At 59.1% G+C, this 26,411-nt stretch carries 22 protein-coding genes; 10 read left to right on the top strand and 12 right to left on the bottom strand.

The window, feature by feature from the left end; translation table 11 throughout:
- Positions 1-116: 116 nt before the first annotated feature.
- On the bottom strand, positions 117-2,615 hold the full coding sequence (plsB, locus tag HBN79_RS11500; protein ID WP_095018176.1) for a glycerol-3-phosphate 1-O-acyltransferase PlsB: 2,499 nt from the start codon (positions 2,613-2,615) through the stop codon (positions 117-119).
- Between the two features lie 239 nt (positions 2,616-2,854).
- On the opposite strand from plsB, the gene HBN79_RS11495 reads away from it, so the two are divergent.
- Positions 2,855-3,064 (top strand): cold-shock protein, encoded by a 210-nt coding sequence (locus HBN79_RS11495; RefSeq protein ID WP_095001295.1) that lies wholly within the window; start codon positions 2,855-2,857, stop codon positions 3,062-3,064.
- A gap of 127 nt (positions 3,065-3,191) precedes the next feature.
- Here HBN79_RS11495 and HBN79_RS11490 read toward each other — a convergent pair whose 3' ends face one another.
- The 4 genes from HBN79_RS11490 to HBN79_RS11475 all read right to left on the bottom strand — a co-directional run bounded on the left by HBN79_RS11490 (position 3,192) and on the right by HBN79_RS11475 (position 8,297).
- The gene (locus HBN79_RS11490; protein ID WP_095001296.1) at positions 3,192-3,569 is read right to left on the bottom strand and encodes a hypothetical protein; all 378 of its coding nucleotides are present in this window, start codon (positions 3,567-3,569) and stop codon (positions 3,192-3,194) included.
- A gap of 80 nt (positions 3,570-3,649) precedes the next feature.
- Positions 3,650-4,459 carry a putative RNA methyltransferase gene (locus HBN79_RS11485; protein WP_169916738.1) on the bottom strand — a complete coding sequence of 270 codons (810 nt, stop codon included), beginning with the start codon at positions 4,457-4,459 and terminating at the stop codon, positions 3,650-3,652.
- Entirely contained in the window at positions 4,459-5,610 is a 1,152-nt protein-coding gene (gene dapE / locus HBN79_RS11480) for a succinyl-diaminopimelate desuccinylase (RefSeq protein ID WP_095001298.1), read from the bottom strand. The genes HBN79_RS11485 and dapE overlap by 1 nt, the downstream gene beginning before the upstream one ends.
- Before the next feature lie 95 nt (positions 5,611-5,705).
- Positions 5,706-8,297, bottom strand: coding sequence for a glycosyltransferase (locus tag HBN79_RS11475; RefSeq protein ID WP_095001299.1), 2,592 nt, complete (start codon positions 8,295-8,297; stop codon positions 5,706-5,708).
- 276 nt (positions 8,298-8,573) lie between these two features.
- Between HBN79_RS11475 and tcdA the strand changes: the two genes are divergently transcribed.
- Positions 8,574-9,392, top strand: a complete 819-nt coding sequence (gene tcdA / locus HBN79_RS11470; RefSeq protein ID WP_095001300.1) for a tRNA cyclic N6-threonylcarbamoyladenosine(37) synthase TcdA — start codon at positions 8,574-8,576, stop codon at positions 9,390-9,392.
- Between the two features lie 121 nt (positions 9,393-9,513).
- On the opposite strand, the gene HBN79_RS11465 is transcribed toward tcdA, so the two are convergent.
- Genes HBN79_RS11465 through HBN79_RS11450 form a run of 4 tightly spaced genes read right to left on the bottom strand, consistent with a single transcriptional unit; the run spans position 9,514 to position 12,611 of the window.
- Positions 9,514-9,918, bottom strand: coding sequence for a SufE family protein (locus HBN79_RS11465; protein ID WP_169916737.1), 405 nt, complete (start codon positions 9,916-9,918; stop codon positions 9,514-9,516).
- The gene (locus tag HBN79_RS11460) at positions 9,915-11,120 is read right to left on the bottom strand and encodes a cysteine desulfurase (protein ID WP_095018173.1); all 1,206 of its coding nucleotides are present in this window, start codon (positions 11,118-11,120) and stop codon (positions 9,915-9,917) included. Before HBN79_RS11460 ends, HBN79_RS11465 begins: the two co-directional genes overlap by 4 nt.
- Before the next feature lie 58 nt (positions 11,121-11,178).
- Positions 11,179-12,213, bottom strand: coding sequence for a 2,3,4,5-tetrahydropyridine-2,6-dicarboxylate N-succinyltransferase (dapD, locus tag HBN79_RS11455; protein WP_095001303.1), 1,035 nt, complete (start codon positions 12,211-12,213; stop codon positions 11,179-11,181).
- Positions 12,214-12,248: 35 nt separating this feature from the next.
- Positions 12,249-12,611, bottom strand: a complete 363-nt coding sequence (locus tag HBN79_RS11450; RefSeq protein ID WP_169916736.1) for an ArsC family reductase — start codon at positions 12,609-12,611, stop codon at positions 12,249-12,251.
- Positions 12,612-12,840: 229 nt separating this feature from the next.
- On the opposite strand from HBN79_RS11450, the gene HBN79_RS11445 reads away from it, so the two are divergent.
- Positions 12,841-14,487, top strand: coding sequence for a Na+/H+ antiporter (locus HBN79_RS11445; RefSeq protein WP_095001304.1), 1,647 nt, complete (start codon positions 12,841-12,843; stop codon positions 14,485-14,487).
- Positions 14,488-14,592: 105 nt separating this feature from the next.
- On the opposite strand, the gene dapC is transcribed toward HBN79_RS11445, so the two are convergent.
- Genes dapC through map form a run of 3 tightly spaced genes read right to left on the bottom strand, consistent with a single transcriptional unit; the run spans position 14,593 to position 19,431 of the window.
- Positions 14,593-15,792 (bottom strand): succinyldiaminopimelate transaminase, encoded by a 1,200-nt coding sequence (gene dapC, locus HBN79_RS11440; protein ID WP_095001305.1) that lies wholly within the window; start codon positions 15,790-15,792, stop codon positions 14,593-14,595.
- A 26-nt stretch (positions 15,793-15,818) separates the two neighbouring features.
- Entirely contained in the window at positions 15,819-18,521 is a 2,703-nt protein-coding gene (locus HBN79_RS11435; protein ID WP_095001306.1) for a [protein-PII] uridylyltransferase, read from the bottom strand.
- A 55-nt stretch (positions 18,522-18,576) separates the two neighbouring features.
- The gene (map, locus tag HBN79_RS11430) at positions 18,577-19,431 is read right to left on the bottom strand and encodes a type I methionyl aminopeptidase (RefSeq protein ID WP_095001307.1); all 855 of its coding nucleotides are present in this window, start codon (positions 19,429-19,431) and stop codon (positions 18,577-18,579) included.
- A gap of 867 nt (positions 19,432-20,298) precedes the next feature.
- Here map and rpsB point away from each other — a divergent pair.
- The 7 genes from rpsB to ispC all read left to right on the top strand — a co-directional run bounded on the left by rpsB (position 20,299) and on the right by ispC (position 26,385).
- The gene (gene rpsB, locus HBN79_RS11425) at positions 20,299-21,042 is read left to right on the top strand and encodes a 30S ribosomal protein S2 (protein ID WP_016781981.1); all 744 of its coding nucleotides are present in this window, start codon (positions 20,299-20,301) and stop codon (positions 21,040-21,042) included.
- Between the two features lie 206 nt (positions 21,043-21,248).
- Complete coding sequence (gene tsf, locus HBN79_RS11420; RefSeq protein ID WP_095001308.1) at positions 21,249-22,118, top strand: translation elongation factor Ts; 870 nt, start codon at positions 21,249-21,251, stop codon at positions 22,116-22,118.
- Positions 22,119-22,326: 208 nt separating this feature from the next.
- Entirely contained in the window at positions 22,327-23,070 is a 744-nt protein-coding gene (gene pyrH / locus HBN79_RS11415; RefSeq protein ID WP_003440426.1) for a UMP kinase, read from the top strand.
- Complete coding sequence (gene frr, locus HBN79_RS11410) at positions 23,067-23,624, top strand: ribosome recycling factor (RefSeq protein WP_016781983.1); 558 nt, start codon at positions 23,067-23,069, stop codon at positions 23,622-23,624. Before pyrH ends, frr begins: the two co-directional genes overlap by 4 nt.
- Before the next feature lie 15 nt (positions 23,625-23,639).
- Complete coding sequence (uppS, locus tag HBN79_RS11405) at positions 23,640-24,395, top strand: polyprenyl diphosphate synthase (protein ID WP_095001309.1); 756 nt, start codon at positions 23,640-23,642, stop codon at positions 24,393-24,395.
- Positions 24,395-25,201 (top strand): phosphatidate cytidylyltransferase, encoded by an 807-nt coding sequence (locus HBN79_RS11400; RefSeq protein ID WP_095001310.1) that lies wholly within the window; start codon positions 24,395-24,397, stop codon positions 25,199-25,201. Before uppS ends, HBN79_RS11400 begins: the two co-directional genes overlap by 1 nt.
- Positions 25,198-26,385, top strand: coding sequence for a 1-deoxy-D-xylulose-5-phosphate reductoisomerase (gene ispC, locus HBN79_RS11395; protein ID WP_095023030.1), 1,188 nt, complete (start codon positions 25,198-25,200; stop codon positions 26,383-26,385). Before HBN79_RS11400 ends, ispC begins: the two co-directional genes overlap by 4 nt.
- Positions 26,386-26,411: the final 26 nt, after the last annotated feature.

Genomic DNA, 26,411 nt, shown 5'->3' with positions numbered 1-26,411 from the left:
CTTCCTTATCGTTGGTTTGCTTTGGATGTGTGCCGAAATCTTCGGCACACATCCAAGGCTAGTCGCGGATTGGAAGGCTGAAACCGGTTGAGACGTTTCAACTCAACTTTGCAGGATTATCCCACGCTCTCGGAAATATCCGCGGCATCTTCACTGCGGTGCAATGCCACCTGGCGAATAGACAGGCGGATTTCCGCAGGCAACACGCGCTTGGCGGCCCCTTCAGCCAGTTCACCGAGCAGTTCGTGGTAGCTCAGCTTGCCATTGCTATCGCGGCGCAACACGTCCTCTTCAAGCAAGGTCTGGATAAAGTGCCGGAACAGGCTCTTGTCGAAGAATTCCGGGGCGTTGAGCCCATGCAGAATCGACAGGCGCTGGGCCATCATGGTGCACAGGTCTTCCAGTTCTTCGGCGCTCAGGGTGTTCTGGCCGCTGTTGAGCAGCAGGGATATGGCCATGTAAAAGCGCTGCAGGGTTTGCGCAATGCTTTTGGACAGCAGCGTCAGCAATACAAAGTGTCGCGAGCTTGGCGCAGGGCGCAGGTACACGTCTTTTTCGAACCGTAGCAACCCTTGCTCGACAAAGGCTTCAAGCCATTGATCGACCACTCCGTCGAGTTCTTGCTCGGACCAGCGGATAAACAGTTCCGATTGCAGGTACGGATACAGCGCATGGGTGTAGCGCAGGATCTGTTCGCGGCTCATGCGCGAAGTGCTCTGGAAGAAGCTGGCGAGCAATGATGGCAAGGCAAAGATATGCATCACGTTGTTGCGGTAATAAGTCATCAGTACCGCGTTCTGCTCATCCAGATAGAGGATCTTGCCCAGCGCATCGCTTTGCTCGGCCAGCAGATTCATGTCTTTGACATGCTTGATCAGCGCCGGGCCATCGCCTTCGGGCAAGGTGGTGTACGGCGAGTAAGGCACACGGCGCAGCAGGGCCAGATAGAGGTCCAGTACCCGGGCCATGGCTTGCTCATCCAGGGCCAGGCGGGTAGTGGACAGCAAGGCCAGTGCCACCAGGTTTACCGGGTTGATGGCCGCCGCTTCATTCAGATGCCGGGCAACCTTTTCTCCCAGGCGGTTGGTGGTCTGGCTCAGCCATTCAGGGCGGTAGGACGGTGCAAGCTCCTGCTGACGCCAGCCCGGCTGCTCCTGCTCAAGAAACTCGGCCAGCTTGATCGGCTCGCCGAAGTTGACTGCGACCTGACCGAACTTCTGTTTTTTCAGCGCACCGATCACTTTGAAAATGTCAAAAATCGACTCTTTTTTCTTGCTCGCGCCGCGCAACTCACCCAGGTAGGTGCGGCCTTCAAGAACGCGTTCGTAACCGATGTATACGGGTACGAACACGATCGGCGTGCGTGATGAACGCAGGAAACTGCGCACGGTGATGGCCAGCATCCCGGTTTTCGGTTGCAGCATGCGTCCGGTGCGCGAGCGGCCACCTTCGACGAAGTACTCCACCGGGAAACCCTTGGTGAACAGGGTGTGCATGTATTCGTTGAACACCGAGGTGTACAACGGGTTGCCCTTGAAGGTGCGGCGCATGAAAAATGCCCCGCCACGGCGTAGCAGCGGGCCCAGCACCGGCATGTTCAGGTTGATCCCGGCGGCAATGTGCGGCGGGGTCAGGCCGTTGCGAAACAGCAGATAGGACAGCAGCAGGTAGTCGATATGGCTGCGGTGGCACGGCACATAAATGATCTCATGGCCCTGGGCGACCTTTTGCACGCTCTCGATCTGGTTGACCTTGACCCCATCGTAAATCTTGTTCCAGAACCAGCTCAGCAGCACTTCAAAAAAACGGATCGCGGTGTAGGTGTAGTCCGAGGCGATTTCATTGGCGTAGCGCAGCGCAAGGGCACGGGCCTTGTCGGGTGAAATATTCTCGCGCTCGGCTTCATCGAGAATCGCCTGGCGCACAGAAGGCTCGTTGACCAGGCCCTTTACCAGCGTACGCCGGTGCGACAGGTCGGGGCCGATGGTCGAGATTTTCAGGTTGCGAAAGTGCACCCGTAAAATGCGCTGGGCCATGCGCACGGTGCGTTCGTGGCCCTTGTTGAGGTCGACCAGCTCTCGCATATGGATAGGGGCCGAGAACTGCACGCGGGTTTTACGGCCCAGAATCAGGATGCGCAGCATGCGCCGCAAACGCCCGGTCACGGCCCAGCTGTCGGCGAACAGCAGTTTCCAGGGGCTGGACTCGCTGTCGGGGGACTGGCCCCAGAATACGCTGACCGGGATGATTTGCGCGTCTTCCCCCGGGTGCTGGCTCAAGCCGTCAACCAGTCGGGTCAATACCGGCGGTGCGCCACGCTTGTCCTGACGCCCCAGCCAGTCCGGCTCGGGGGTCAGGTAGAAGAAGGCAGCTGGCTCTATCATCTCGCCTACGGCAACTGGCAGCACCGGGCGCGGCAGGCCGGCTTTGGAGCACTCGGCGTCGACAACGGCCAGCTCGGTCAGCGAGGGCGATTGCAGTACATAGAACACCGGTCGGCTGCGATCCAGGTTCAGGGTCAGCGAAGACTGGTTGATGGTCTCCGAGCGCACCCACAGGTACAGCAAGCGACGCAGGGCGCCAAATACAAGGCGGCGGAATGGGGAGGGGGTCATACGGCTTCTGCGTTAGTGAATTAAACGAGCGTTTACTCGGTCGGGTAGTTTGCAGTATCAGCGCAAAATCGGCAAAAAAGCGCTGAACTAATATTGATTGAGTGTTTTTTTGCCTGACCTATACTCGGTGGTCTTTCGCGATACTGCGTCAGACAGAGTTTTGCAGAGTCAGGTTCAAACGATAGTTCTCAAAGGGCCAGTTAACGAGCCCGATCAATAATAAAAAGGGGGGATGTTCCATGACTGCACGTGTAACGGGCAATGTGAAGTGGTTTAACGACGCAAAGGGCTACGGCTTTATCCAGTGCGAAGACGGGGCTGATGTGTTTGTGCATTACCGTGCCATTCGCGGTGAAGGCCATCGCAGCCTGGCCGAAGGTCAGCAGGTCGAATACACCCAGGTCTCGGGCGCCAAGGGCCTGCAGGCCGAGGATGTAGTGGGGTTGTAAGGCACTGCTTGCCCTCCCTGTGGGAGCGGGCTTGCTCGCGATTGCATCAGCGCATGTGCACATAGACACCGCGTCGGTCGCATCGCAGGCAAGCCAGCTCCCACAAGGGATCTATGGCCGGTCCGAATCAGGAACCGGTTTTCCAGGTGATTTCTTCCTGGCCGTCTTCGCTGATGCGGATCCAGCGGTCGGCGTCTGCCTCGCCCTGTTCTTCAACCCAGCTGCCCGGCGCGCAGCGCACTTCGATGTGCAATGCCTCAAAAGCAGCCTTGGCGCAGGCGATGTCGTCTTCCCACGGCGTCTGGTCACTGTCCAGGTACAGGCTATTCCATTTGCCTACAGCTTTTGGCATCCAGGTTACGGGCACGTTGCCGGCCATGCACTTCCAGGTTTCGCCTTTCTTTTTCCATTCCGTGCACGGTCCCAGCACGTTTGCCAGCCAGGCTTCGACGTCTTTGTAAGTGACGGCTTCTTTCAGGTAAATCTCGATATCGGGTTGGCGCATGGATGTCCTCACTGCGTGTCTGAAAAATCCATTCGCGGATTAGTCGGGCCAAGGGCATGTGCACCTGGCCGTAAAATGGGTTATTGAAGTACGAAGTAATCGTAGCGCATCGACACGGTCACCACTAAAGGCTCGGGGTGCTCGATGACCTCGGCGCGCCGCTCGGCACTGGCACGCCAGCCGTGAGGGGTCATGGCCAGCAGGTTGGCGCGATCCTGGGGTTCGCTCAGGCTGAGGGTGAACTCCAGTGTTTCACTGTGCTGTAGCGACATGCCTTCGGGCACCAGGGCCAGATGCTTGTCGTCGGCGTAATCCCGGACTTCGTCGTACAGGCGTTCGCGCAATTCCATCAAGTGACCGCGGGTCGGGCCTACACGCATCAGGCCGCCACCGGGGGTGAGCAGGCGCTTGGCTTCGAGCCAGTCCAGCGGGCTGAACACACTGGCCAGGAACTGGCAGCTGGCGTCAGCCAGTGGCACGCGGGCCATGCTGGCGATCAACCAGGTCAGTTGCGGGCTGCGTTTACAGGCACGCTTGACCGCTTCGCGGGAGATATCCAGCGCGTAGCCATCGGCGTTGGGCAGCGCGTCGGAGATTTGCGCGGTGTAGTAACCCTCGCCACAGCCGATGTCGAGCCAGCGCTGCGGCGCGCGTTCGGCGGCCAGTTCGGCCAGGCGTTTGGCCACAGGGGCGTAATGCCCGGCGTTTAGAAAGTCGCGGCGGGCTTCAACCATAGCCTGGTTGTCGCCTGGGTCACGGCTGTTCTTGTGTTGCACCGGCAGCAGGTTCAGGTAGCCCTGGCGGGCACGGTCAAAGCGATGGCCGGCAGGGCACACCACACCATTGTCTGCCGCGTTGAGCGGCTCGGAGCAGATCGGGCAGGCGAGCATCAGGCGAGCAACTTGATCAGGGTCTGATAGTAGATTTCGGTCAACACGTCGAGATCGCTGGCCAGCACCCGTTCGTTGACCTGGTGAATGGTCGCGTTGACCGGCCCCAGCTCTACCACCTGGGTGCCCAGGGTCGCGATAAAGCGACCGTCGGATGTGCCACCGCTGGTGGAAGCCTTGGTTTCGCGACCGGTCACCTGCTTGATGCTCGACGACACGGCATCCAGCAGCGCCCCCGGCTCGGTCAGGAACGGCAGGCCGGACAGCGCCCAGTCGATGTGCCAGTCCAGGCCGTGCTTGTCCAGGATGTCCGCGACGCGCTTTTGCAGGCCCTCAACGGTGGACTCGGTGGAGAAGCGGAAGTTGAACACTGCAACCAGATCACCCGGGATGACGTTGGTCGCGCCTGTGCCTGAGTTGAGGTTGGAAATCTGGAAGCTGGTTGGCGGGAAAAAGGCATTGCCGTTGTCCCAATGCTCGGCGGCCAGCTCGGTCAGCGCAGGCACGGCCAGATGAATCGGGTTCTTGGCCAGATGCGGGTAGGCCACATGGCCTTGAACGCCGCGAACGGTGAGCTTGGCCCCCAGAGAACCGCGACGGCCGTTCTTGACCACGTCACCCACCAGGGAAGTGCTCGACGGCTCGCCGACGATGCACCAGTCCAGACGCTCGTTACGTGCGGCGAAACGTTCGATCACGGCCTTGGTGCCGTGATGGGCCGGGCCTTCTTCGTCACTGGTGATCAAAAATGCGACCTTGCCCTTGTGGTCCGGGTAGTCGCAGACAAAGCGTTCAGCGGCCACCAGCATGGCTGCCAGGCTGCCTTTCATGTCGGCCGCGCCACGGCCGCAGAGCATGCCGTGCTCATCGATCAGCGCGTCGAACGGGTCGTTCTGCCAGGCCTGTACCGGGCCGGTCGGTACCACGTCAGTGTGGCCGGCGAAGCACAGCACCGGGCCTTCGTGTTTGCCGTGGGTGGCCCAGAAGTTGTCGACGTCTTCGATGCGCATCGGCTCAAGCATGAAGCCGGCATCGCCCAGGCGCTGCATCATCAGCTTCTGGCAGTCAGCGTCGATCGGCGTCACGGAAGGGCGACGGATCAGATCGCAGGCGAGTTGCAGGGTCGGCGAAAGGTCGGCGTGGGCCGTCATGGTAGGGACTCCGAAGCGGGACACAAGGCACAAAAGGGCGGTTATCTTAAAGCAAAACGGCGGCCAGAGGCCGCCGTTTAGTGGTTGCAGTCGATTTATGCAGCGGGTTGCTCTTGTGCTTCTTCGACCGGTTTAGGCAACGAAGACATAAAGGCCATGATCAGCGCTGCCAGATACGGCAACGATTGCACCAGCAGCATCACCACCCAGAAACGCATGTCGTTGCTCGGCAGGCCTTGTACGAAGAAAATCCCCACAGCCGCGCCCCAGAGCAGCAGCATGATGAACACCTCTTCGCGGGCTTCCGAGATCGCTACCCAAAAGCCGTGGTTATCGGCGTTTTTAGGCGTCCGGAAGAACGGGATGCTGGTGGTGAAGAACCCGTACAGCACGGCTTTGGCGATGGTGTGGGACAACGCCAGCCCGGCCAGTGCCGCGGCGAAGGCGTCCTTGAGGTTGACCCCCACTGCACGGCGGTACAGGAAAATGATCTTGCCCACCTTGAACACAAATAGCGCCAGTGGCGGAATGGCGAAAATCAACAGTGGCGGGTCGACCCGCGTTGGCACGATGATCATCGCCGCCGACCACAACAGGGCACCGACAGTGAAGAAAATATTCATGCCGTCGGCCACCCATGGCAGCCAGCCTGCGAGGAAGTGATAGCGCTGGCCACGGGTCAGCTCCGTGTCTTTGCCCAGCAACAGGCTGGAGGTGTGACGCTTGATAATCTGAATCGCACCGTAGGCCCAGCGGAATCGCTGTTTCTTGAAGTCGATAAAGGTATCGGGCATCAGGCCCTTGCCATAGCTGTTGTGGGAATACGCGGCGGAATACCCTTTTTCAAATACCCGCAGGCCCAGTTCGGCGTCTTCACAGATGCACCAGTCTGCCCAGCCCAGTTCTTCGAGCACTGAACGGCGGGTCATGGTCATGGTGCCGTGCTGAATGATCGCATCGCGGTCGTTACGGGTGACCATGCCGATATGGAAAAAGCCCTTGTATTCGGAGTAGCAGAGCTTTTTGAAGGTGCTTTCGTTCTGGTCGCGGTAGTCCTGTGGCGATTGCACGATGGCGATTTTCGGGTCGGCAAAGTGCGGCACCATATGCTTGAGCCAGTTGCGGTCCACGCAGTAATCAGAGTCGATCACGGCAATCACTTCGGCATCCGGTGCGGTATGCGGGATCAGGTAGTTCAGCGCGCCGCCCTTGAAACCGGCCAGGGGCGCGACGTGGAAGAACTTGAAGCGCGGGCCGAGGGTGGCGCAGTAATCGCGCACCGGCTCCCAGACTGCCGGGTCCTTGGTGTTGTTGTCGATGATCAACACTTCGAAATCGGGGTAGTCGAGGTTGGCCAGGGCGTCGAGGGTCTGTTTGACCATCTCCGGCGGCTCGTTGTAGCACGGCACATGGATCGAGACTTTCGGACGGTAGGCATCGTCGGCTTCTACCGGTAAAAACTCCCTTCGCCGCTTGCGAATCCATACTGCTTCGGCCAGTTCATGGGCCTCGGTGAGCAGCACGATAAACACCCCGAGCGCACCTAAGCCAAGCAGAAAGCCCACAGTCAGGCTGAACCAGGTGCTGTATTGCTGGCTGTAGTCATAGGCGATCCACACGAGCACCGAGCCGCAGAGGAAAGCGGTAAAGGTCAGGAAGGTACGGCCACGCTGGCGCAGGGCGGAACCGTCGATCAGCAGCAGTGCCAGTGACAGCAGGCCCATGACCACCGAGCCGATGGCCAGTACGCGCCACTGTGGAATCGCCACCACCGGCCCTTCAAAATTGAATTTTTGCTGGCGGGCAGCGTTGTACACGCCCCAGTACGCGCCCACTGAACCTTCGTCGCTGGCCTTCCACGGCTGGTCGAAGGCTTCGATCACAAAATAGTTGTAGCCCCGGCGGTTGAGGGTATTGACCAACGTACGCAGATAAATCGCCTGGTCGGCCGGGGTAGCGTCAGCGCCACCGCGCATGCGGCCATTGCTCGGCCAGCCAACTTCCGACAGCAGCAGCGGTTTTTTCGGGAACATTTTTTTCAGGTCGCGGGCACGGTCCAGGACGAATTCGCCGGCCTTGTCCACCGGGATAAATTCCCAGTAGGGCAGGATGTGCGCGGCGATCAGGTCAACGTGCTTGGCCAGTTGCGGGTACTTTTCCCAAATATGCCATTGCTCGGACGTGGTGACCGGCACCTTGACCGCGGCGCGCACCCGATCCAGCAGCACGATCAGGTCTTCGGGCGTGATTTCTTCGCGGAACAGGGCTTCGTTGCCCACCACAACCCGCACCACGCTGCGTGAGTTGTTGGCCAGCTCGATGGCTTTCTGGATTTCCCGCTCGTTGCGCTCCAGATCAGGGCTGATCCAGATCCCGATGGTCACGCGCAGGCCGAATTCTTCGGCCAGCTTGGGAATGTCGCCCAGGGTGCCGTCAACCGAGTAAGTCCGGATGTTGTCGGTCAGCTTGCTGATGATTTCCAGGTCGCGACGCATTTCATCGTCGGTCGGGTACTGGTCTTTCTGTGGGTACTGCCCTTGCTGGAACGGCGAGTACGAAAAACCGGAGATTTGCTCGGGCCAGTTGGGCGCAGAGACCGGGCGATTGATCAGCGCCCAGAAGCCTGTGAAGAGCGCGGCGATGGCCAGGACCACCACCAGATTGAGTCCAAATTTACGCGATGACATAACTATTTCGGGTTCCAAAGGGAGTGGAACGAAGATCGGTCGGCGGGTGCCAAACGGCGCGCATCCTACACTGTGCTTTGACCAATCGTATAGCGGACGGAATTGAGTCGGGCGTTTGGCACTTACAGCCGACTTAAGTTCTTTCTTTATTAGTTGTAGCTCTTATCTTCTTCCGTAGCAGGCTATTAAAGCAGGCTTGGTCGCATAGCTTGTAGGAAAGATACTCAATGCAATGTAAGAACCCTATAATGCGCGCCGGTTTTTGGGGTGTTGGTCATGAGTACAGAAGATCCACGTTTTGCCGGTGTAGCCCGGTTATATGGGCTGGAAGGCCTTGAACGACTGAAGGCGGCGCATGTGGCGATCGTCGGTGTAGGCGGCGTCGGGTCGTGGGCAGCGGAAGCGATTGCGCGCTGCGGCGTCGGCGAAATTTCGCTGTTTGATCTGGATGACGTGTGCGTCAGCAACAGCAACCGCCAGTTACACGCCTTGAGTACGACCATTGGTCGGGACAAGGTTGAGGTGATGGCCGAACGCCTGCGTCAGATCAATCCTGACTGCAAGGTTCATGAGGTGGCCGATTTCGTGACGCGCGAAACCATGGCCGACTACATCACCCCCGATATTGATTGCGTGATCGACTGCATCGACAGTGTGAATGCCAAGGCGGCGCTGATTGCCTGGTGCAAGCGGCGCAAGATACAGATCATCACCACCGGTGGCGCGGGCGGGCAAATTGACCCGACGCTGATTCAGGTCTGTGACTTGAACCGTACCTTCAATGACCCTCTGGCCTCCAAGGTGCGCTCGACCTTGCGCCGCGATTATGGATTTTCGCGCACCATGACCCGTCACTACAGCGTGCCGTGTGTGTTCTCCACCGAGCAGCTGCGCTACCCCAAGCCGGACGGCAGCATTTGCCTGCAGAAGAGTTTTGTCGGTGACGGGGTGAAGCTGGACTGTGCTGGCGGGTTTGGCGCAGTGATGATGGTGACGGCCACCTTCGGCATGGTGGCGGCGACCAAGGCGGTGGACAAGATCGTGGCGGGCGTGCGCCGGCCCTCGGAGAAGGTAAAGCCTGCACCACAGGAATAAGGCTCGCCTCGGACCTGGCCTGTGGGAGCGGCCTTGCTCGCGATAGCACCGGCGCGGTGTTTCAGATAAACCGAATCGCCCGCATCGCGAGCAAGCCCGCTCCCCCAGGGGGCGGCAATGGTCAGGCTGCCAATTCCCGCATCCGCACCAGCACCGCATTGAGCCCATTGCTGCGCGATGGCGACAACTGCCGGCTAAGCCCCAATTGCTCGAACCATCCCGGCAAATCGACCTGCAGCAGCTCTTGCGTGGTCAAGCCGTTCACCCGCACCAGCAGCAACGCCACCAGCCCGCGAATCAGTCGCGCTTCACTGCTGGCAGCAAACTGCCAATGGCCATCGACCTGTTTGCCCACCAGCCACATCTGGCTTTCACAGCCATGCACCCGGTTGGCGTCGGTTTTGTCGGCCTCGCTGAGTTCCGGCAATCGCTGGCCCCATTGCATCAGCAGGCGTGCACGCTGTTCCCAGCCGGTGCAATGCTCAAAGCTGTCGAGCGCCGCCTGGGCGTCGGCGGGCAGGGTCATTGCAGCAACTCCAGCGCCTGATCGAGGGCGAGGAAAAAACGCTCCAGATCTTCTGAGTCATTGTACAGCGCCAGCGAAACACGGATGGCACCAGCCAGGCCAAGGCTTTTAAGCAGTGGCATGGCGCAATGATGCCCGGCGCGAACGGCAATCCCCTGTTCGGTCAGCAGATGGGCCAGATCGGCGTTGTGGACGCCCTCGACTACAAAACTGACCAGGGCCAGTTGCGGGGCGCCCAGCAGACGAATGCCCTGGCGCTGCTGCAAACCCTCGACGAGCAATCGGTGCAGTGCTGTTTCGTGGGCCTGGACTGCGCCCTGGTTGAGGTTGGCCAGATAGTTGAGGGTTGCCCCCAGTCCGATCACGCTGGCAATCGGCGGGGTACCAGCCTCAAATCCCAGCGGTGCCGGGCGAAAGGTGGCGTGCTGATAGTCGGCGTCCTGCACCATCTCGCCGCCAAACTGCCAGTGTTGCAAGCGGGCCAGGGCTTCATGACGGCCAAACAGCACGCCCAGCCCGTCGGGGCCATAGAGCTTGTGGGCGGAAAACACATAGAAGTCACAACCCAGCGCCTGAACGTCCTGGCGACCGTGGACAACACCCTGGGCGCCGTCAACCACGGTCAGTGCATTCTGTGCCCTGGCCAGCGCCAATAGTTCGGGCAGGGGCTGCCACACACCAAGGACGTTGGATAGCTGGCTTACGGCCAACAGGCGGGTGCGCGGGGTGATCAGGCGTGCGGCGGCCACGAGGTCGATCACGCCGTCGGCATCCAGAGGCAAGATCACCAGATTCAGCTTTTTACGCTGTGCGAGCTGCTGCCATGGCAGCAGATTGGCGTGGTGTTCCAGGGCGCTGATAACAATGTCATCGCCCGTATTGAATTGGTGCTCCAGGCCGTAGGCCAGAAGGTTCAGCGCTGACGTGGCGCCGTGGGTGAACACGATTTGCCCGCACTCGCCGGCATTGAGCCATTGCGTCACTTTGTGGCGGGTGTTTTCGAATGCCTGGGTCGCGTGGGCGCCCGGCAGATGTTGGGCCCTGTGTACATTGGCTGCGCCGTTGGCGTAGTAATGCGTCAGTGCGTCGAGCAGGGCTTGGGGTTTTTGCGTGGTAGCAGCGCTGTCCAGATACGTCTGGTCCTGACGTTGCAAGGCGGCGATGGCGGGAAAGTCAGCGCGCCAGGGAGAAGGCAAAAGCATGGTGTTCGGGCTCTGTTGACGAGGCCGGAAGCCGGCCCCGTCAGTTGCAGACAGACGCTTAGTTGTGAGCGTGCAGTGCTTCGTTCAGCTCGATGGCCGACTTGTGGGTTTTGCATTCCACAGCGCCGGTTTCCGAGTTGCGGCGGAACAACAGGTCAGGCTGGCCAGCCAGGTCACGGGCCTTGACCACTTTGACCAACTGGTTGTTTTCGTCCAGCAGGGCCACTTTGGTACCTGCGGTCACGTACAGGCCGGACTCGACGGTGTTGCGGTCACCCAGCGGGATGCCGATACCGGCGTTGGCGCCGATCAGGCAGCCTTCGCCGACCTTGATCACGATGTTGCCACCACCCGACAGGGTGCCCATGGTCGAGCAACCGCCGCCCAGGTCCGAACCTTTGCCGACAAACACGCCTGCCGATACACGGCCTTCGATCATGCCCGGGCCTTCGGTACCAGCGTTGAAGTTGACGAAACCTTCGTGCATCACGGTGGTGCCTTCGCCGACGTAGGCGCCCAGGCGAATACGCGCCGCATCAGCGATGCGCACACCGGCCGGAACCACGTAGTCGGTCATTTTCGGGAACTTGTCGACCGAGAACACTTCCAGCAGATCGCCACGCAGGCGCGCTTCGAGTTGACGCTCGGCCAGTTCGCCCAGATCGATGGCGCCCTGGCTGGTCCATGCCACGTTTGGCAGCAGCGGGAACACGCCCGCCAGGCTCAGGCCGTGGGGCTTGACCAGGCGATGGGACAGCAGGTGCAGCTTGAGGTAGGCCTCTGGTGTCGAGGTCAGAGTGGCGTCTTCGGCCAGCAGGGTGGCAACCAGCGGCTTGTGGCTTTCGGCCAGGCGGGTCAGCAGGGCAGCCTGGGCGGCGTCGACCGGTTTGGCGGCTTCAGCCATCTGTGCGGCTTGGGCGGTAGTAAAGGTGATTGCCTGATTGCCACCGGTGTAGCCCAGAATCGGTGCGATGGCTGCAATCAGCTCGGCCGATGGATTGACCAGGGGTTGTGCGTAGAACACTTCCAGCCATGCGCCTTGGCGGTTTTGGGTGCCGACGCCGAAGGCTGCGCTGAACAGGGTAGTAGACATGCAATTACCTCTTACAAAAATAAATGGGCGGGCGCTTACAGAAGGGCCGCCGCATAAAGATCTGGCTTGAAGCCAATCAGGGTTTTGTCACCGAGATCGAGCACCGGGCGCTTGATCATCGAGGGTTGGGTGAGCATCAGTTCAATGGCTTTGGCTTGGTCGAGATCGGCTTTGCGTTCGTCGTCGAGCTTGCGAAAGGTTGTACCGGCGCGGTTGAGCACCACTTCCCAGCCGTGCTCATTGCACCAGCGGGTCAGGTGTTCACGGTCAATGCCGCTGCTTTTGTAGTCATGGAAATCGTAGTGCACTGCATGTTCATCGAGCCAGGTGCGAGCCTTTTTCATGGTGTCGCAGGCTTTGATGCCGAAAAGGTGCAACGTCTTGCTTGAATCGGTCACGGAAATTGCCCCCCCTTTGGAGATGCGGTAAATGAGCAGTCGCGGATTATGCCATGCGCAGCGCCCTTGGGCGTGATTGGCTGCGAGCTTGGCACAGACTTGTGACATGTCGTCGCACTGCTACTTTTGTTCAGGCTCGGCTTTTACGGTTAGACGCTACTATGGAGCGCAATGGGAAATTGTTGCTATTTATTTAGTTTAAAACTGATCGTTCGGGAACTCTGCTGATATGCAAACCGCCTATACCGTCCTTATCCTGCTGATGCTGGTGGGGATTTCGCGTCTGTTGGGGCGTGTCATACCTCTGCCTTTGCCGCTGGTGCAGATTGCCGCCGGTGCCGTACTGGCCTGGCCGACACTGGGCCTGCATGTGGCGCTGGAACCTGAGCTGTTCCTGTTTCTGTTCTTGCCGCCGCTGCTGTTCTCGGATGGCTGGCGCATGCCCAAGCGTGAGTTCTGGCGCCTGCGCGGGCCGATTCTGACCCTGGCAGTAGGGCTGGTTTTGTTTACGGTGGTGGGTGCGGGTTATTTCATCCATTGGCTGTTGCCGACCATCCCCTTGCCGGTGGCATTTGCCCTGGCAGCAGTACTGTCACCCACTGATGCGGTGGCGGTATCGGCCATTGCACAGAATCGCTTGCCCGCACCCTTGATGCACATGCTGCAAGGCGAGGCGCTGATGAATGACGCCACGGGCCTGGTGACCTTCAAGTTCGCCCTGGTGGCTGCCATTACCGGGGTGTTTTCCCTGGCCAATGCCAGCCTGACCTTCATCTTGGTGGCCTGTGGCGGGCTGGCCATTGGCGTCGCCCTGAGCTGGCTGGTGGGGCGTTTGCGCGCGTGGATGATCGCCCGTGGCTGGGATGACCCGGCCACCCATGTGGTGTTTATGTTGCTGCTGCCTTTTGCCGCCTATGTACTGGCCGAACGCTTGGGTGCTTCGGGCATCCTGTCGGCGGTGGCGGCGGGGATGATGCAGAGCTGGCTGGACCTGTTGCCGCGTCAGACCAGCACCCGCCTGCTTAATCGCAGTGTGTGGTCGCTGTTGGAGTTTGCCTTCAACGGGTTGATCTTTTTGCTGTTGGGCCTGCAATTGCCGGACATCATCAAGGCGGTGGTCAGTCACGAAACGACTCTATGGCCGACCTTGATGTATCGCTGCCTGGATGTGGTGGCGATTTTCCTGGTGCTGCTGGCGCTGCGCTTCATCTGGGTGCAGAGCATCTGGCGGCTGTCCGGCCTGTTGCGCCGCTGGCGTGGCAAGGGCGAGCTGACGATGGTGCCGACAGCCCGCTCCTGCTGGCTGCTGACCGTGGGCGGGGTACGCGGTGCGGTGACCCTGGCGGGCGTGATGTCGGTACCGCTGCTGGTCAGCGAGGGTTTGAATTTTCCTGAGCGTGATTTGCTGATCTTTATTGCTGCCGGGGTGATTTTGCTGTCGCTGGTGGCAGCCTGCATCGCCTTGCCGGTGTTGTTGCGCGGTATTCCAAAAAGCCCGGACGATGCCATGCGCAAAGAAGTGCGCGAAGCCTGGCGACGCACTGCGGAAGCGGCGATTCATGCGCTGGAAGCAGAAGAGGTGGTGGAGGCCGATGGTCAGCAGGATGCGGCCCAGGCGGCTCTGGCGGCTGAGCTAAAGGCGCGGATCATGTCTGAGTACCGTCATCAGCTTGAGGTGTACAACGACTCGGCGGAGGCCCAGGCACTGGCTTCGCAAATGGACCAGCTGGAAAGCCGCTTGCGGCTCAAGGCGCTGCGTGCGCAGCGGCTGGAACTGTACAGCTTGCGCCGCCATCACGAAATCGGCGACGACGCCCTGAGCGAAATCCTCAAGGACCTGGACTTGAGCGAGGCCAACCTGGGAACGGTGAAATAACCCAGCTTTATGTGGGAGCGGGCTTGCTCGCGATGGCATCGCAGCGGTTCGTCTGGCAGACCGCATCGCTTGCATCGCGAGCAAGCCCGCTCCCACAGGGGCGGTTTAGCCGCGGCGCTGGATAAAGTCGCGGATCCGCCCGGCGGCTTCCACGCACTCAGCCAGTGGCGCAACCAGGGCCATGCGTACGCGACCAGCGCCGGGGTTGAAACCGTCTACTTCGCGGGACAGATAAGAGCCCGGCACTACGGTGACGTGCTCTTGGGCAAACAGGTCGCGGCAGAATTCGGCGTCGTCGCCTTCAACCCTGGGCCACAGGTAGAAGCCGCCATCCGGGCGCTGCACATCCAGTACCGGGGTTAAAATCTCCAACACCGCATCAAACTTCTCGCGATACAGGTCACGGTTGCTACGTACGTGGTCTTCGTCGTTCCAGGCGGCAATGCTTGCCAGCTGGGTTTGTACCGGCATGGCGCAGCCATGGTACGTGCGGTACAGCAGGAACGCCTTGAGGATGTCGGCATCGCCGGCCACAAAACCGGAACGCAAACCCGGCAGGTTGGAGCGCTTGGACAGGCTGTGGAACACCACGCAACGCTTGAAGTCTTCACGGCCTAGGGCCACACAGGCGCTGAGCAGGCCGACCGGTGGTGTCTTCTCGTCGAAGTACAGCTCGCTGTAGCACTCGTCTGCGGCGATCACGAAGTCGTGTTCGTCGGCCAGTGCGATCAGTTTTTTCAGGGTTTCAAGCGGGATCAGCGCACCGGTCGGGTTACCCGGCGAGCACAGGAACAGGATCTGGCAGCGTTTCCAGGTGTCGACGGATACGGCGTCGAAATCCGGGTTGAACCCATGCTCGGCCAGGCACGGCAGGTAGTGCGGCTGAGCGCCTGCCAGGAAGGCGGCCCCTTCGTAGATCTGGTAGAACGGGTTCGGGCTCACCACCAGAGCGTCGTCACCACGGTTGACCACGGTCTGGGTGAAGGCAAACAGGGCTTCACGGGTGCCGTTGACCGGCAGGATATTGCGCGCCGGGTCAAGCCAGCCTTTTGGCACGTTGAAACGACGCTCGGCCCAGTCGGCGATAGCTTCGCGCAGCGCCGGGATGCCCAGGGTGGTCGGGTAGACCGCCATCTGGTCGAGGTTGTCAGCCAGTGCCTTGGCCACGAAGTCCGGCGAGCGGTGCTTGGGTTCGCCAATCGACAGCGCGATCGGGCGCTTGTCGGCGTTGGGCTGCACGCTGCCAAGCAGGGCGCGCAATTTTTCGAACGGGTAAGGCTGCAGCTGGTTTAGAGCGTTGTTCATGGGGTGCGGGTCTCACTCGGCGGCGGTTAAATGCTCAGGCGCCACGGTTCTGGGGTTGAATCCTGGTTGACCGTCAGTTGCTCGACGATCGCTTCCTGCAAACGCATGCACAGCTGCGGGTCGGACAGCGGCTGGTTGTTTGCATCGGTAATGAAAAAGACGTCTTCGACGCGTTCACCCAGGGTGGCAATCTTGGCGTTCTGCAGCGACAGATCAAACTCCAGAAAGATCATTCCGATGCGAGCCAGCAGACCCGGGCGGTCGGGGGCGCTGAGCTCCAGCACGGTCACCGGGCGCTGGGCGTCGTTATGGATCGTGACCTGGGGCGCAAAGGCAAAGTGCTTGAGCTGGCGCGGCACGCGGCGCTGGATGATGGTCGGGTAGTCGTCCGGGTTGCGCAGGGCTTCGGTCAGCCCCTTGCGGATTTTTTCGATACGCGCCGGGTTGTTACCAATCGAGCCGCCATCGTTGTCGAGCACGATATAGGTGTCGAGGGTGAACTGACTGCTGGAGGTGATAATGCGTGCGTCATGGATGTTCAGGTTGAGCTGGTCCATGGCGGCCACTGTCACGGCGAAGAAGTCGTGCTGGTCGGGTGCATAGATGAAGATCTGCGTGCCGCCCTCGAACTCGCGCTGGGTGGTTTCCTTGATCAGCACCAGCGGGCCGCCATCGGCAGGCTGCTGCAGGATGGCTTCGGTATGCAGGGCCACGTCGGCAGAGGAGTGTCGCAGGAAATAGTCGTCGCCCAGCTGTGACCAGAGCTGTTCCACGTCATCCTGGTCGGTACCCCCGCGCACCAGAATATCCAGCGCCGCACTTTGCGTCTGGCGGATCTGTTCTTCGCGGTCCACCGGGTTTTCCAGGCCTCTACGCAAGGCACGCTTGGTCTCGGTGTAGAGCTGGCGCAACAGGCTGGCGCGCCAGGAGTTCCACAGCGTCGGGTTGGTGGCGTTGATATCGGCGACAGTCAGCACATAGAGGTAGTCGAGGTGGGTTTCGTCCACCACAATCTGGGCAAAATCATGGATGACCTGCGGGTCGGACAGGTCCTTGCGCTGGGCGGTGGTGGACATCACCAGGTGGTTTTGTACCAGCCACACGATCAGGCGCGTGTCCCACTGCGGCAACTGATGACGGATGCAGAACGCTTCTGCATCCACGGCACCGATTTCGGAATGGTCGCCGTGGCGGCCCTTGCCGATATCGTGGTACAGCCCGGCCAGGTAGATCAGCTCGGGCTTGGGCAGCTTGGCCATCAACTTGCTGGCGAGCGGGAATTTTTCCGATACCTGGGTGTATTGCAGCTTACGCAGGTGTTTGATCAGGTTCAGGGTGTGGGCATCGACCGTATAAATGTGGAACAGGTCATGCTGCATTTGCCCGACGATAAAACCAAACTCGGGCAGGTAACGGCCCAGGATGCCGTAACGGTTCATCCGGCGCAGGTTGCGGTGGATGCCGATCTTGCACTTGAACAGTTCGATAAACAGGCTGGTGTTGCGGATGTCTTTGCGGAAATCTTCGTCGATCAGGTAACGATGTTCGCGTAGCAGGCGGATGGTGTCGGCCCGCACGCCCTTGATCTCTGGGTGCTGTGCCATCAGCAGGAAGATTTCCAGCATGGCGAAGGGGGTGCGCTTGAACACGTGGTCGCTGGTGGCTTCGATATAGCCATCGTGCAACTGGAAGCGCGAGTTCAACGGGGTTGGTGGCGCCTCGTCCTCGGGAGCGAGGATCACCTCTTCGAAGTGCTGGATGATCAGGTCGCTGAGCTGGGCAATGCTCATGACCACCCGGTAGTACTGCTGCATGAAATTTTCGATGGTCTGCTTGGCGTCTTCGCCGGCAAAGCCGAGCAGTTCGCCGATGCTGCGCTGGTGGTCGAACAGCAGACGGTCTTCGGCACGCCCGGCAAGCATGTGCAGGGCGTAGCGCACCTTCCACAAAAATTCCTGGGACGAGGCCAGCAGGGCGTGCTCGCTTTCTACCAGAAAGCCTTCGCCGGCAAGGGCGCGCAAATTCAGGGTGCCGTACTGGCGGCGGGCTACCCACAAAATGGTCTGGATATCGCGCAGGCCGCCGGGCGAACCCTTGACGTTAGGCTCCAGGTTGTACTCGGTGTCGTTGTACTTGTGGTGGCGGGCCTTTTGCTCGGCGCGCTTGGCCAGGAAAAACTCCTTGCTGGGCCACATGTGGGCGGTGCTGGTGACGTCCAGCATGCGCTGACGCAAATGCTCGGGGCCCGCCACGGTGCGGCTTTCCATCAAGTTGGTGATGATGGTCAGGTCGGCGCGGGCCTGCTCTGCGCACTCATCCACCGAGCGCACGCTCTGACCTACTTCTAGGCCTATGTCCCATAGAAGTGTCAGAAAACGCTCAATGGAATCACGGAAAACTTCGTGATCTGCGTTGTCCAGCAGGATCAGCAAATCGATATCGGAATAAGGGTGCAACTCGCCGCGGCCATAGCCGCCGACGGCGACCAGCGCGATGTCGGCCTCAGCGCTCCAGCTGAACTGGTCCCACGCCTGTTGCAGGATGTTGTCGACGAACCATGCACGGTCTTCGATCAGGCGGCGAATATCACGCCCCTTTTTGAAGCGTTCGTCGAGTACCTCCCGAGCCTGGCGGATCGCCTTTTTGAAAGCGGCAATGGGGCTCGCCTTTAATGCCAGCTCGGCCTGGAACTGGCCGCGGTCAAAAAGTTCTGGATCCACCTGCGGCATCGATTGGCATTCCTGTGCTGGGTTTTACGGGCTAAACGGTGAAAACACGCAAGTTTCAGGCCGAAACGCGGGGGATGGTGTCATCGCTGCGCAGGGTGAAAATTTCGTAACCGGTGTCGGTGACCAGCAGGGTGTGTTCCCACTGGGCAGACAGCTTGCGGTCCTTGGTGATGGCGGTCCAGCCATCGCCCAGCACCTTGGTGTCGGCCTTGCCCTGATTGATCATCGGCTCGATGGTGAAAGTCATGCCGGCCTTGAGCTCCATACCGGTGCCAGCGCGGCCGTAGTGCAGGATCTGCGGCTCTTCGTGGAATACCTTGCCGATACCGTGGCCGCAGAACTCGCGTACTACAGAAAAACCGTTCTTTTCAGCGTGCTTCTGGATCACTTCGCCGATATCGCCCAGGCGGCAGCCCGGTTTAACGATTTCGATAGCCTTGTACATGCATTCCTGGGTCACTTGCGACAGGCGCTCGGCCCATACCGGAACCTTGCCGACGTGGAACATGCGGCTGGTGTCGCCGTGGTAGCCGTCCTTGATCACGGTGACGTCGATGTTCAGGGTGTCGCCGTCCTTCAATACCTTGTCGCCCGGGATGCCGTGGCATACCACGTGATTGATCGAGGTGCAGATCGACTTGGGAAAGCCTTTATAGTTGAGCGGGGCAGGGATGGCCTTTTGCACATTGACGATATAGTCATGGCAGATGCGATCCAGCTCTTCAGTGGTGACGCCGGGTTTTACGTACTCGGCGATCATTTCCAGGACTTCGGCGGCCAGTTTGCCGGCGATACGCATTTTTGCGATGTCCTCTGGGGTTTTGAGGGTGACGGTCATTCGGGCTCTCTTCGCGCGTTGGCGCTCATCATCAGGATTGCGGGCGTGCTGTGAATCGCGGCACGCCGTCATAAAAGTACGATTCTAACAGACGGTCGGCGTTAGTCGTGGGCCTGTAGCCATCGCTTCTCTTAATAGATAGGAGCATCCTGGTTCTATTCCAAGGCCCCGCGCGAATAAGGTAAGCGGCCGAAGCCCGCGCTTTTGATTTTTTCGCCCTTCGTGAGGCCGAATAGGTATGTACTCGGTAGTTTTAAATGGCATTGCGCGTACATATCCAGCATTTGTGTCTAACTGAGACTATGGTTTCGACCTTACGTCGAGTCCCTTTTGGAAGGACCCAAAAGGAACCAAAAGGTCCTCGCCCCATCGTACGGCCTTCGCTGCGCTCAGGTTCCCTCGCTCCGGCTCTGCTCCGTGGGCCCGCCGCCACGGGCCATCCATGGCCCATCGCGGCTCTCCCGGCATCCATGCCGGTCGACCCACTCCGCAGAACCTCCTCTCGGCCTCCCGGGAGGGCAGGCAGATCAAAAGCACTGCGCCCCGAGGCGGCCGACCGGCCGGCCTGTTCGGTCAATTCAGAAGCGGCCCTGGCCCAGGTGTCAGACTTGTTGTGTTGTGCGGCCGTCTGGCTCCGACGCTGTTATGGGCTTGCTCGGTGTTTGGAATATTTTGCTGGTGGAAGTGGTATTGTTGGACAAGAAGCAAGAGCAAGCCAGGCGTAAGCCCTTGCAGGGCAACGCTTTAGCAATAAAGTCTGAATTCACACTTCGTTTTTAATGCATCTTGTGGTATAAAATGCGCCGCTTTGCGGGTATAGCCCGCAGAGCACAAACCCACACACGTGTCGACACGATGACCTGGGTGCCTTCAGCTTTGAAGCTGCTGGTTGGTCGTTGGGATACGTGGAGGCCTAACCCGACTTATTAAGGAACTATCATGTCCCAAGTCAACATGCGCGATATGCTGAAGGCCGGTGTGCACTTCGGTCACCAAACCCGTTACTGGAACCCGAAGATGGGTAAATACATCTTTGGCGCGCGTAACAAGATCCACATCATCAACCTTGAAAAAACCCTGCCAATGTTCAACGAAGCTCTGACTTTCGTTGAGCGCCTGGCCCAGGGCAAAAACAAGATTCTGTTCGTCGGCACCAAGCGTTCCGCTGGCAAGATCGTTGCTGAAGAAGCAGCACGTTGCGGTTCGCCGTACGTGGATCACCGCTGGTTGGGCGGCATGCTCACCAACTTCAAAACCATTCGTGCTTCGATCAAGCGTCTGCGTGACCTTGAAATCCAGGCAGAAGACGGTACTTTCGCCAAGCTGACCAAGAAAGAGGCGCTGATGCGCACTCGCGATCTGCAGAAGCTGGATCGTAGCCTGGGTGGTATCAAGGACATGGGCGGTCTGCCAGACGCTCTGTTCGTTATCGACGTTGACCACGAGCGTATCGCGATCACCGAAGCTAACAAGTTGGGTATCCCGGTAATCGGCGTTGTCGATACCAACAGCAGCCCAGAAGGTGTTGACTACATCATCCCGGGTAACGATGACGCAATCCGCGCTATCCAGCTGTACATGGGTGCGATGGCTGATGCTGTGATCAAAGGCCGTAACCACGTTGCTGGCGGCACCGACGTTTTCGTCGAAGAAGCTCCAGCTGCAGCGGTAGTTGAAGGCTGAGTAATTAACGCCTAGCGTTTACTCAGTACGCAAAAAGGGGGCTTGGCCCCCTTTTTGCCACCTCGAAATCCATTTGTTGTAACCCTGTTTGTTGTATCTGTATCAGATGGCGACCTGCACGGTTGATTCGGGGTGCGCTTCAAACGAATTGAACGCCCGTTCGGTCGGGTGGAATGGTTGAAAACCTATCCAAGAGGAATTTTGAAATGGCAGAGATTACTGCAGCGTTGGTTAAAGAACTGCGTGAGCGTACTGGCGAAGGCATGATGGACTGCAAGAAAGCCTTGACCAAGGCTGGCGGCGACATCGAAAAAGCCATTGATGACATGCGTGCTTCGGGCGCCATCAAGGCAGCCAAAAAAGCAGGTAACGTTGCTGCTGAAGGCGCTATCGCAGTTAAAGTTGCAGACGACAACAAGTCGGCTGTAATTCTTGAAGTCAACTCGCAAACCGACTTCCTGGCTCTGCAAGACGACTTCAAAAAATTCGTTGCTGACAGCGTTGAAAAAGCGTTCGCTGACAAACTGACCGACGCAGCTCCGCTGATCGCTGCTCAAGAAGCTGATCGTCTGGTTCTGGTTGGTAAAGTAGGCGAGAACGTCAACATCCGTCGTCTGGCCCGCATCGAAGGTGACGTTGTTGATGCTTACCTGCACGGCAACAAGATCGGTGTTGTTGTAGCTCTGAAAGGCGGCAACGCTGAGCTGGCTCGTGACATCGCCATGCACGTAGCTGCAAGCAACCCTGAGTTCCTGCTGCCTTCGCAAGTTTCCGCTGATGCCATCGAACGCGAAAAAACCGTGTTCATGAGCCTCAACGAAGACAAGATCAAAGGCAAGCCAGCCGAAATCGTTGAAAAAATGGTTGCCGGTCGTATCAGCAAGTTCCTGGCTGAAGCCAGCCTGGTTGAGCAAGCGTTCGTCAAGAACCCGGAAATCAAGGTCGGCGATCTGGCCAAGAAAGCCGGCGCTGAAATCGTTTCCTTCACTTACTTCAAAGTAGGTGATGGCATCGAGAAGCCAGTTGACGACTTCGCTGCTGAAGTTGCTGCTCAAGTGGCTGCAAGCAAGCAATAAGACGGTTCTAAACTGTCGACCCGAAGAGGCTGCCCGCTCACGCGCGCAGCCTCTTTTCAAATGGGAGGGGATTTTTCCTTCTCGGCGGAACCGGTTTGCAAAATCGTGTTCCGATGGTGCTGCTGTGCAGTGCCACAGCTAGAACAAGCGCGGGTTGAAAAATGACCTCGCACAGATTATCTATAAAACGCGGCAGGAGAGATTCGCAATGGCTCAGCAGGGCAGTGGTTATCAAGCTCGCTATAAACGCATTCTACTCAAGCTAAGCGGCGAAGCCCTGATGGGCTCTGAAGAGTTCGGGATCGATCCCAAGGTGCTCGACCGCATGGCGCTGGAAGTGGGCCAACTGGTCGGCATCGGCGTTCAGGTAGGACTGGTGATTGGTGGTGGCAACCTGTTCCGTGGTGCTGCATTGAGCGCCGCCGGTATGGATCGTGTGACTGGCGACCATATGGGCATGCTGGCTACCGTGATGAACGCCCTGGCCATGCGCGATGCGCTGGAACGTGCGAATATCTCCGCCATCGTTATGTCGGCCATTTCCATGGTTGGTGTGACCGATCATTACGATCGTCGCAAGGCCATGCGCCACCTGAATGCCAAGGATGTGGTGATTTTCGCTGCAGGCACCGGTAATCCTTTCTTCACGACGGATTCGGCAGCATGCTTGCGTGCCATTGAAATCGACGCTGATGTCGTGCTCAAGGCAACCAAGGTTGACGGCGTGTACACCGCAGATCCATTCAAAGACCCGCATGCCGAGAAGTTCGATCATCTGACTTACGATGAAGTACTGGATCGCAAACTGGGTGTTATGGACCTGACGGCCATCTGTCTGTGCCGCGACCACAAAATGCCATTGCGTGTATTTAATATGAACAAGCCCGGCGCCCTGCTTAATATTGTCCATGGCGGCGCTGAAGGTACTCTGATCGAGGAAGGTCAACAATGATCAACGAAATCAAGAAAGACGCTCAAACGCGTATGCAGAAGTCGCTGGAATCCCTGGCCCATGCATTTGGCCAGATCCGTACCGGCAAGGCTCACCCGAGCATTCTGGGCAGCGTGATGGTGCCTTACTATGGCTCGGATACTCCGATCAGCCAGGTCGCCAACATCACCGTTAAAGACTCTCGCACCCTTCAAGTTGTAGCGTTCGAGCGCAACATGCTGGGCGCAGTCGACAAGGCCATCCAGAGCGCCGGTCTGAACCTGAACCCGACCAACCTGGGTGAGCTGCTGCTGATCTCCATGCCGGCCCTGACTGAAGAAACCCGCAAGGTTTTCGCCAAGCAGGCCCGTGATGCAGCTGAAGATGCCCGTATTGCCGTGCGCAATATCCGTCGCGACGCCTTGAGCCAATTGAAAGACCTGGTCAAGGAAAAGGAAATCAGCGAAGACGAAGAGCGTCGTGCTGCTGATGATATCCAGAAGCTGACCGACAAGGCCGTGGCGGATATCGAAGTTGCCACCAAGCAGAAAGAAGCGGACCTGATGGCCGTATAAGGGTCAGGGCGTTTTATGGAAAAGACGAAGCAGGCTGACCCGTCATCTGTTCCGCGACATGTCGCGATCATCATGGACGGTAATAATCGCTGGGCAAAAAAACGCTTTCTGCCAGGTGTTGCCGGGCATAAAGCGGGTGTGGATGCAGTTCGCGCGGTCATTGAAGTGTGTGCCGGAGCCGGGGTCGAGGTACTGACCCTGTTCGCGTTTTCCAGTGAAAACTGGCAGCGGCCCGCCGCTGAAGTCAGTGCCTTGATGGACCTGTTTTTCAGGGCGCTGCGTCGTGAGGCCAAGCGCCTCAACGAAAACGAGATCAGCCTGCGGATCATTGGCGACCGCTCGCGCTTTCATCCCGATTTGCAAAAGGCGATGCGTGAAGCGGAAGCAATGACAGTGGGCGAAGGCCGCTTTGTCTTGCAGATTGCCGCCAATTACGGTGGCCAGTGGGATATCGCGCAGGCCGCGCAGCAGTTGGCGCGTCAAGTCCAGACAGGGCACTTGCAGCCGGAGGATATCACTCCGGGTTTGCTGCAAACCTGTTTGGTAACGGGTGATCTGCCATTGCCCGATCTGTGTATCCGCACCGGTGGCGAGCACCGCATCAGCAATTTCTTGCTGTGGCAGCTGGCCTATTCCGAGTTGTACTTCTCCGACCTGTTCTGGCCGGACTTCAAACACGAGGCCATGCAGCACGCATTGGCTGATTTCGCTTCTCGCCAGCGCCGCTTCGGTAAAACGAGCGAGCAGGTTGAGGCTGGAGCCCGGATTTAATGCTTAAACAAAGAATCATCACTGCACTTATCTTGCTCCCAATTGCCTTGTGTGGCTTTTTCCTGCTCGAGGGCAGCGGCTTTGCGCTGTTTATTGGCCTGGTCGTGACCCTGGGTGCCTGGGAGTGGGCGCGTCTTGCCGGCTTTGAGGCGCAAGGTGCACGGGTGCTGTTTGCTGTAGTAGTGGCCGCGCTGCTGTTGGGGCTGCATATATTCCCCGATCTGGCGCCCTGGGTGCTGGGCGCGGCGGTGTTGTGGTGGGCGACAGCGACCTTTCTGGTGCTGACCTTTCCGCAATCGGCTGCGCACTGGTCGAGTATTGCGGCCAGGCTGGTGATCGGTCTGTTGATCCTGCTGCCGGCCTGGCAAGGGCTGGTCCTGATCAAGGCGATGCCGCTGGGCAACTGGCTGATCATGGCGGTGATGGTTCTGGTATGGGGCGCAGATATTGGTGCCTATTTTTCCGGGCGCAAATTCGGCAAGCGCAAGCTTGCCCCCAAGGTCAGCCCGGGCAAAAGCTGGGAAGGTGTATTTGGCGGTCTGTTGCTCAGCCTGCTGATCACCGCGGTCGTGGGTATAGTGCGTGACTGGAGCGCTTCGCAGATGTTTGTTGCACTGCTGGGCGCTGCTGTGATCGTCCTGATTTCGGTGGTGGGCGACCTCACGGAAAGCATGTTCAAACGCCAGGCCGGGGTCAAAGACAGCAGTAACCTGCTGCCGGGCCATGGTGGTGTACTGGATCGTATCGACAGCCTGACGGCGGCGATCCCGGTATTTGCTGTATTGCTGTGGATGGCGGCTTCATGAACCGTCCACAACAGATTACTGTTCTGGGGGCTACGGGTTCCATTGGCCTGAGCACCCTGGATGTTATTGCGCGTCACCCTGACCGCTATCAGGCCTTTGCCCTGACAGGCTACAGCCGTCTCGCCGAACTGCTGGCCTTGTGCATCAAGCACCGGCCGCAGGTTGCCGTGGTGCCGGATGAGCGTGCTGCCAGCCAGTTACAGGCGGATTTGCGCGCAGCCGGGCTCAATACCGAAGTATTGGTAGGTGAGGAGGGCTTGTGTCAGGTTTCGTCGGCTCCTGAAGTGGATTCGGTGATGGCGGCAATTGTCGGTGCCGCAGGCCTGCGCCCGACACTGGCGGCGGTCAATGCCGGCAAGAAGATCCTGCTGGCCAACAAAGAAGCGTTGGTGATGACCGGCGACCTGTTTATGCAGGCCGTGCGTCGCAGCGGTTCGGTATTGCTGCCCATCGACAGCGAACACAACGCGATTTTCCAGTGCTTGCCCCGGGACTTTTCCCGTGGCCTGGGTAATGTCGGTGTTCGTCGGATTTTGCTGACAGCCTCTGGTGGTCCATTCCGTGAGACGCCGCTGGCAGAGCTTGAGCACGTCACGCCGGATCAAGCCTGTGCTCATCCCAATTGGTCGATGGGGCGCAAGATTTCGGTAGATTCGGCCAGCATGATGAACAAAGGCCTGGAGCTGATCGAGGCCTGCTGGCTGTTTGATGCGCGCCCGGAACAGGTCGAGGTGGTGATCCATCCGCAAAGCGTGATTCACTCGCTGGTCGATTATGTGGATGGCTCGGTGCTGGCCCAGTTGGGCAACCCCGATATGCGTACGCCGATTGCCAATGCCCTGGCCTGGCCTGAGCGGATTGACTCGGGTGTTGCGCCGTTGGACCTGTTTGCAGTGGCGCGGCTGGACTTCCAGCGCCCTGACGAGCAACGCTTCCCTTGTTTGCGTCTGGCTCGCGAGGCTGCCATGGCGGGCAATAGCGCGCCAGCGATGCTCAATGCGGCAAACGAAGTTGCCGTGGCCGCCTTTTTGGACGGGCGAATCCGTTATCCGCAGATCGCGCGTATTATCGAAGACGTATTGAACAGCGAGCCCGTTGTGGCCGTCGACGAATTGGAAGCGGTATTTGCCGCAGATAGCAAAGCCCGGATGCTGGCTGAACAGTGGTTGAGTCGTAACGGCTGAAAGTGATGTGAGCCGGAACCGGAACC

This window comes from Pseudomonas sp. WS 5051 (assembly GCF_012985715.1).
Classification (GTDB): domain Bacteria; phylum Pseudomonadota; class Gammaproteobacteria; order Pseudomonadales; family Pseudomonadaceae; genus Aquipseudomonas; species Aquipseudomonas bubulae.
The sequence above is the reverse complement of the archived record's forward strand: the minus strand, read 5'-3'. Positions and strand labels throughout refer to the sequence as shown.

What these genes read in the sequence shown, in the direction of transcription:
- plsB (WP_095018176.1), bottom strand. Translation starts at nt 2,615, where the DNA reads ATGACCCCCTCCCCATTCCGCCGCCTTGTATTTGGCGCCCTGCGTCGC.
- HBN79_RS11495 (WP_095001295.1), top strand. Translation starts at nt 2,855, where the DNA reads ATGACTGCACGTGTAACGGGCAATGTGAAGTGGTTTAACGACGCAAAG.
- HBN79_RS11490 (WP_095001296.1), bottom strand. Translation starts at nt 3,569, where the DNA reads ATGCGCCAACCCGATATCGAGATTTACCTGAAAGAAGCCGTCACTTAC.
- HBN79_RS11485 (WP_169916738.1), bottom strand. Translation starts at nt 4,459, where the DNA reads ATGCTCGCCTGCCCGATCTGCTCCGAGCCGCTCAACGCGGCAGACAAT.
- dapE (WP_095001298.1), bottom strand. Translation starts at nt 5,610, where the DNA reads ATGACGGCCCACGCCGACCTTTCGCCGACCCTGCAACTCGCCTGCGAT.
- HBN79_RS11475 (WP_095001299.1), bottom strand. Translation starts at nt 8,297, where the DNA reads ATGTCATCGCGTAAATTTGGACTCAATCTGGTGGTGGTCCTGGCCATC.
- tcdA (WP_095001300.1), top strand. Translation starts at nt 8,574, where the DNA reads ATGAGTACAGAAGATCCACGTTTTGCCGGTGTAGCCCGGTTATATGGG.
- HBN79_RS11465 (WP_169916737.1), bottom strand. Translation starts at nt 9,918, where the DNA reads ATGACCCTGCCCGCCGACGCCCAGGCGGCGCTCGACAGCTTTGAGCAT.
- HBN79_RS11460 (WP_095018173.1), bottom strand. Translation starts at nt 11,120, where the DNA reads ATGCTTTTGCCTTCTCCCTGGCGCGCTGACTTTCCCGCCATCGCCGCC.
- dapD (WP_095001303.1), bottom strand. Translation starts at nt 12,213, where the DNA reads ATGTCTACTACCCTGTTCAGCGCAGCCTTCGGCGTCGGCACCCAAAAC.
- HBN79_RS11445 (WP_095001304.1), top strand. Translation starts at nt 12,841, where the DNA reads ATGCAAACCGCCTATACCGTCCTTATCCTGCTGATGCTGGTGGGGATT.
- dapC (WP_095001305.1), bottom strand. Translation starts at nt 15,792, where the DNA reads ATGAACAACGCTCTAAACCAGCTGCAGCCTTACCCGTTCGAAAAATTG.
- HBN79_RS11435 (WP_095001306.1), bottom strand. Translation starts at nt 18,521, where the DNA reads ATGCCGCAGGTGGATCCAGAACTTTTTGACCGCGGCCAGTTCCAGGCC.
- map (WP_095001307.1), bottom strand. Translation starts at nt 19,431, where the DNA reads ATGACGGCGTGCCGCGATTCACAGCACGCCCGCAATCCTGATGATGAG.
- rpsB (WP_016781981.1), top strand. Translation starts at nt 20,299, where the DNA reads ATGTCCCAAGTCAACATGCGCGATATGCTGAAGGCCGGTGTGCACTTC.
- tsf (WP_095001308.1), top strand. Translation starts at nt 21,249, where the DNA reads ATGGCAGAGATTACTGCAGCGTTGGTTAAAGAACTGCGTGAGCGTACT.
- pyrH (WP_003440426.1), top strand. Translation starts at nt 22,327, where the DNA reads ATGGCTCAGCAGGGCAGTGGTTATCAAGCTCGCTATAAACGCATTCTA.
- frr (WP_016781983.1), top strand. Translation starts at nt 23,067, where the DNA reads ATGATCAACGAAATCAAGAAAGACGCTCAAACGCGTATGCAGAAGTCG.
- uppS (WP_095001309.1), top strand. Translation starts at nt 23,640, where the DNA reads ATGGAAAAGACGAAGCAGGCTGACCCGTCATCTGTTCCGCGACATGTC.
- HBN79_RS11400 (WP_095001310.1), top strand. Translation starts at nt 24,395, where the DNA reads ATGCTTAAACAAAGAATCATCACTGCACTTATCTTGCTCCCAATTGCC.
- ispC (WP_095023030.1), top strand. Translation starts at nt 25,198, where the DNA reads ATGAACCGTCCACAACAGATTACTGTTCTGGGGGCTACGGGTTCCATT.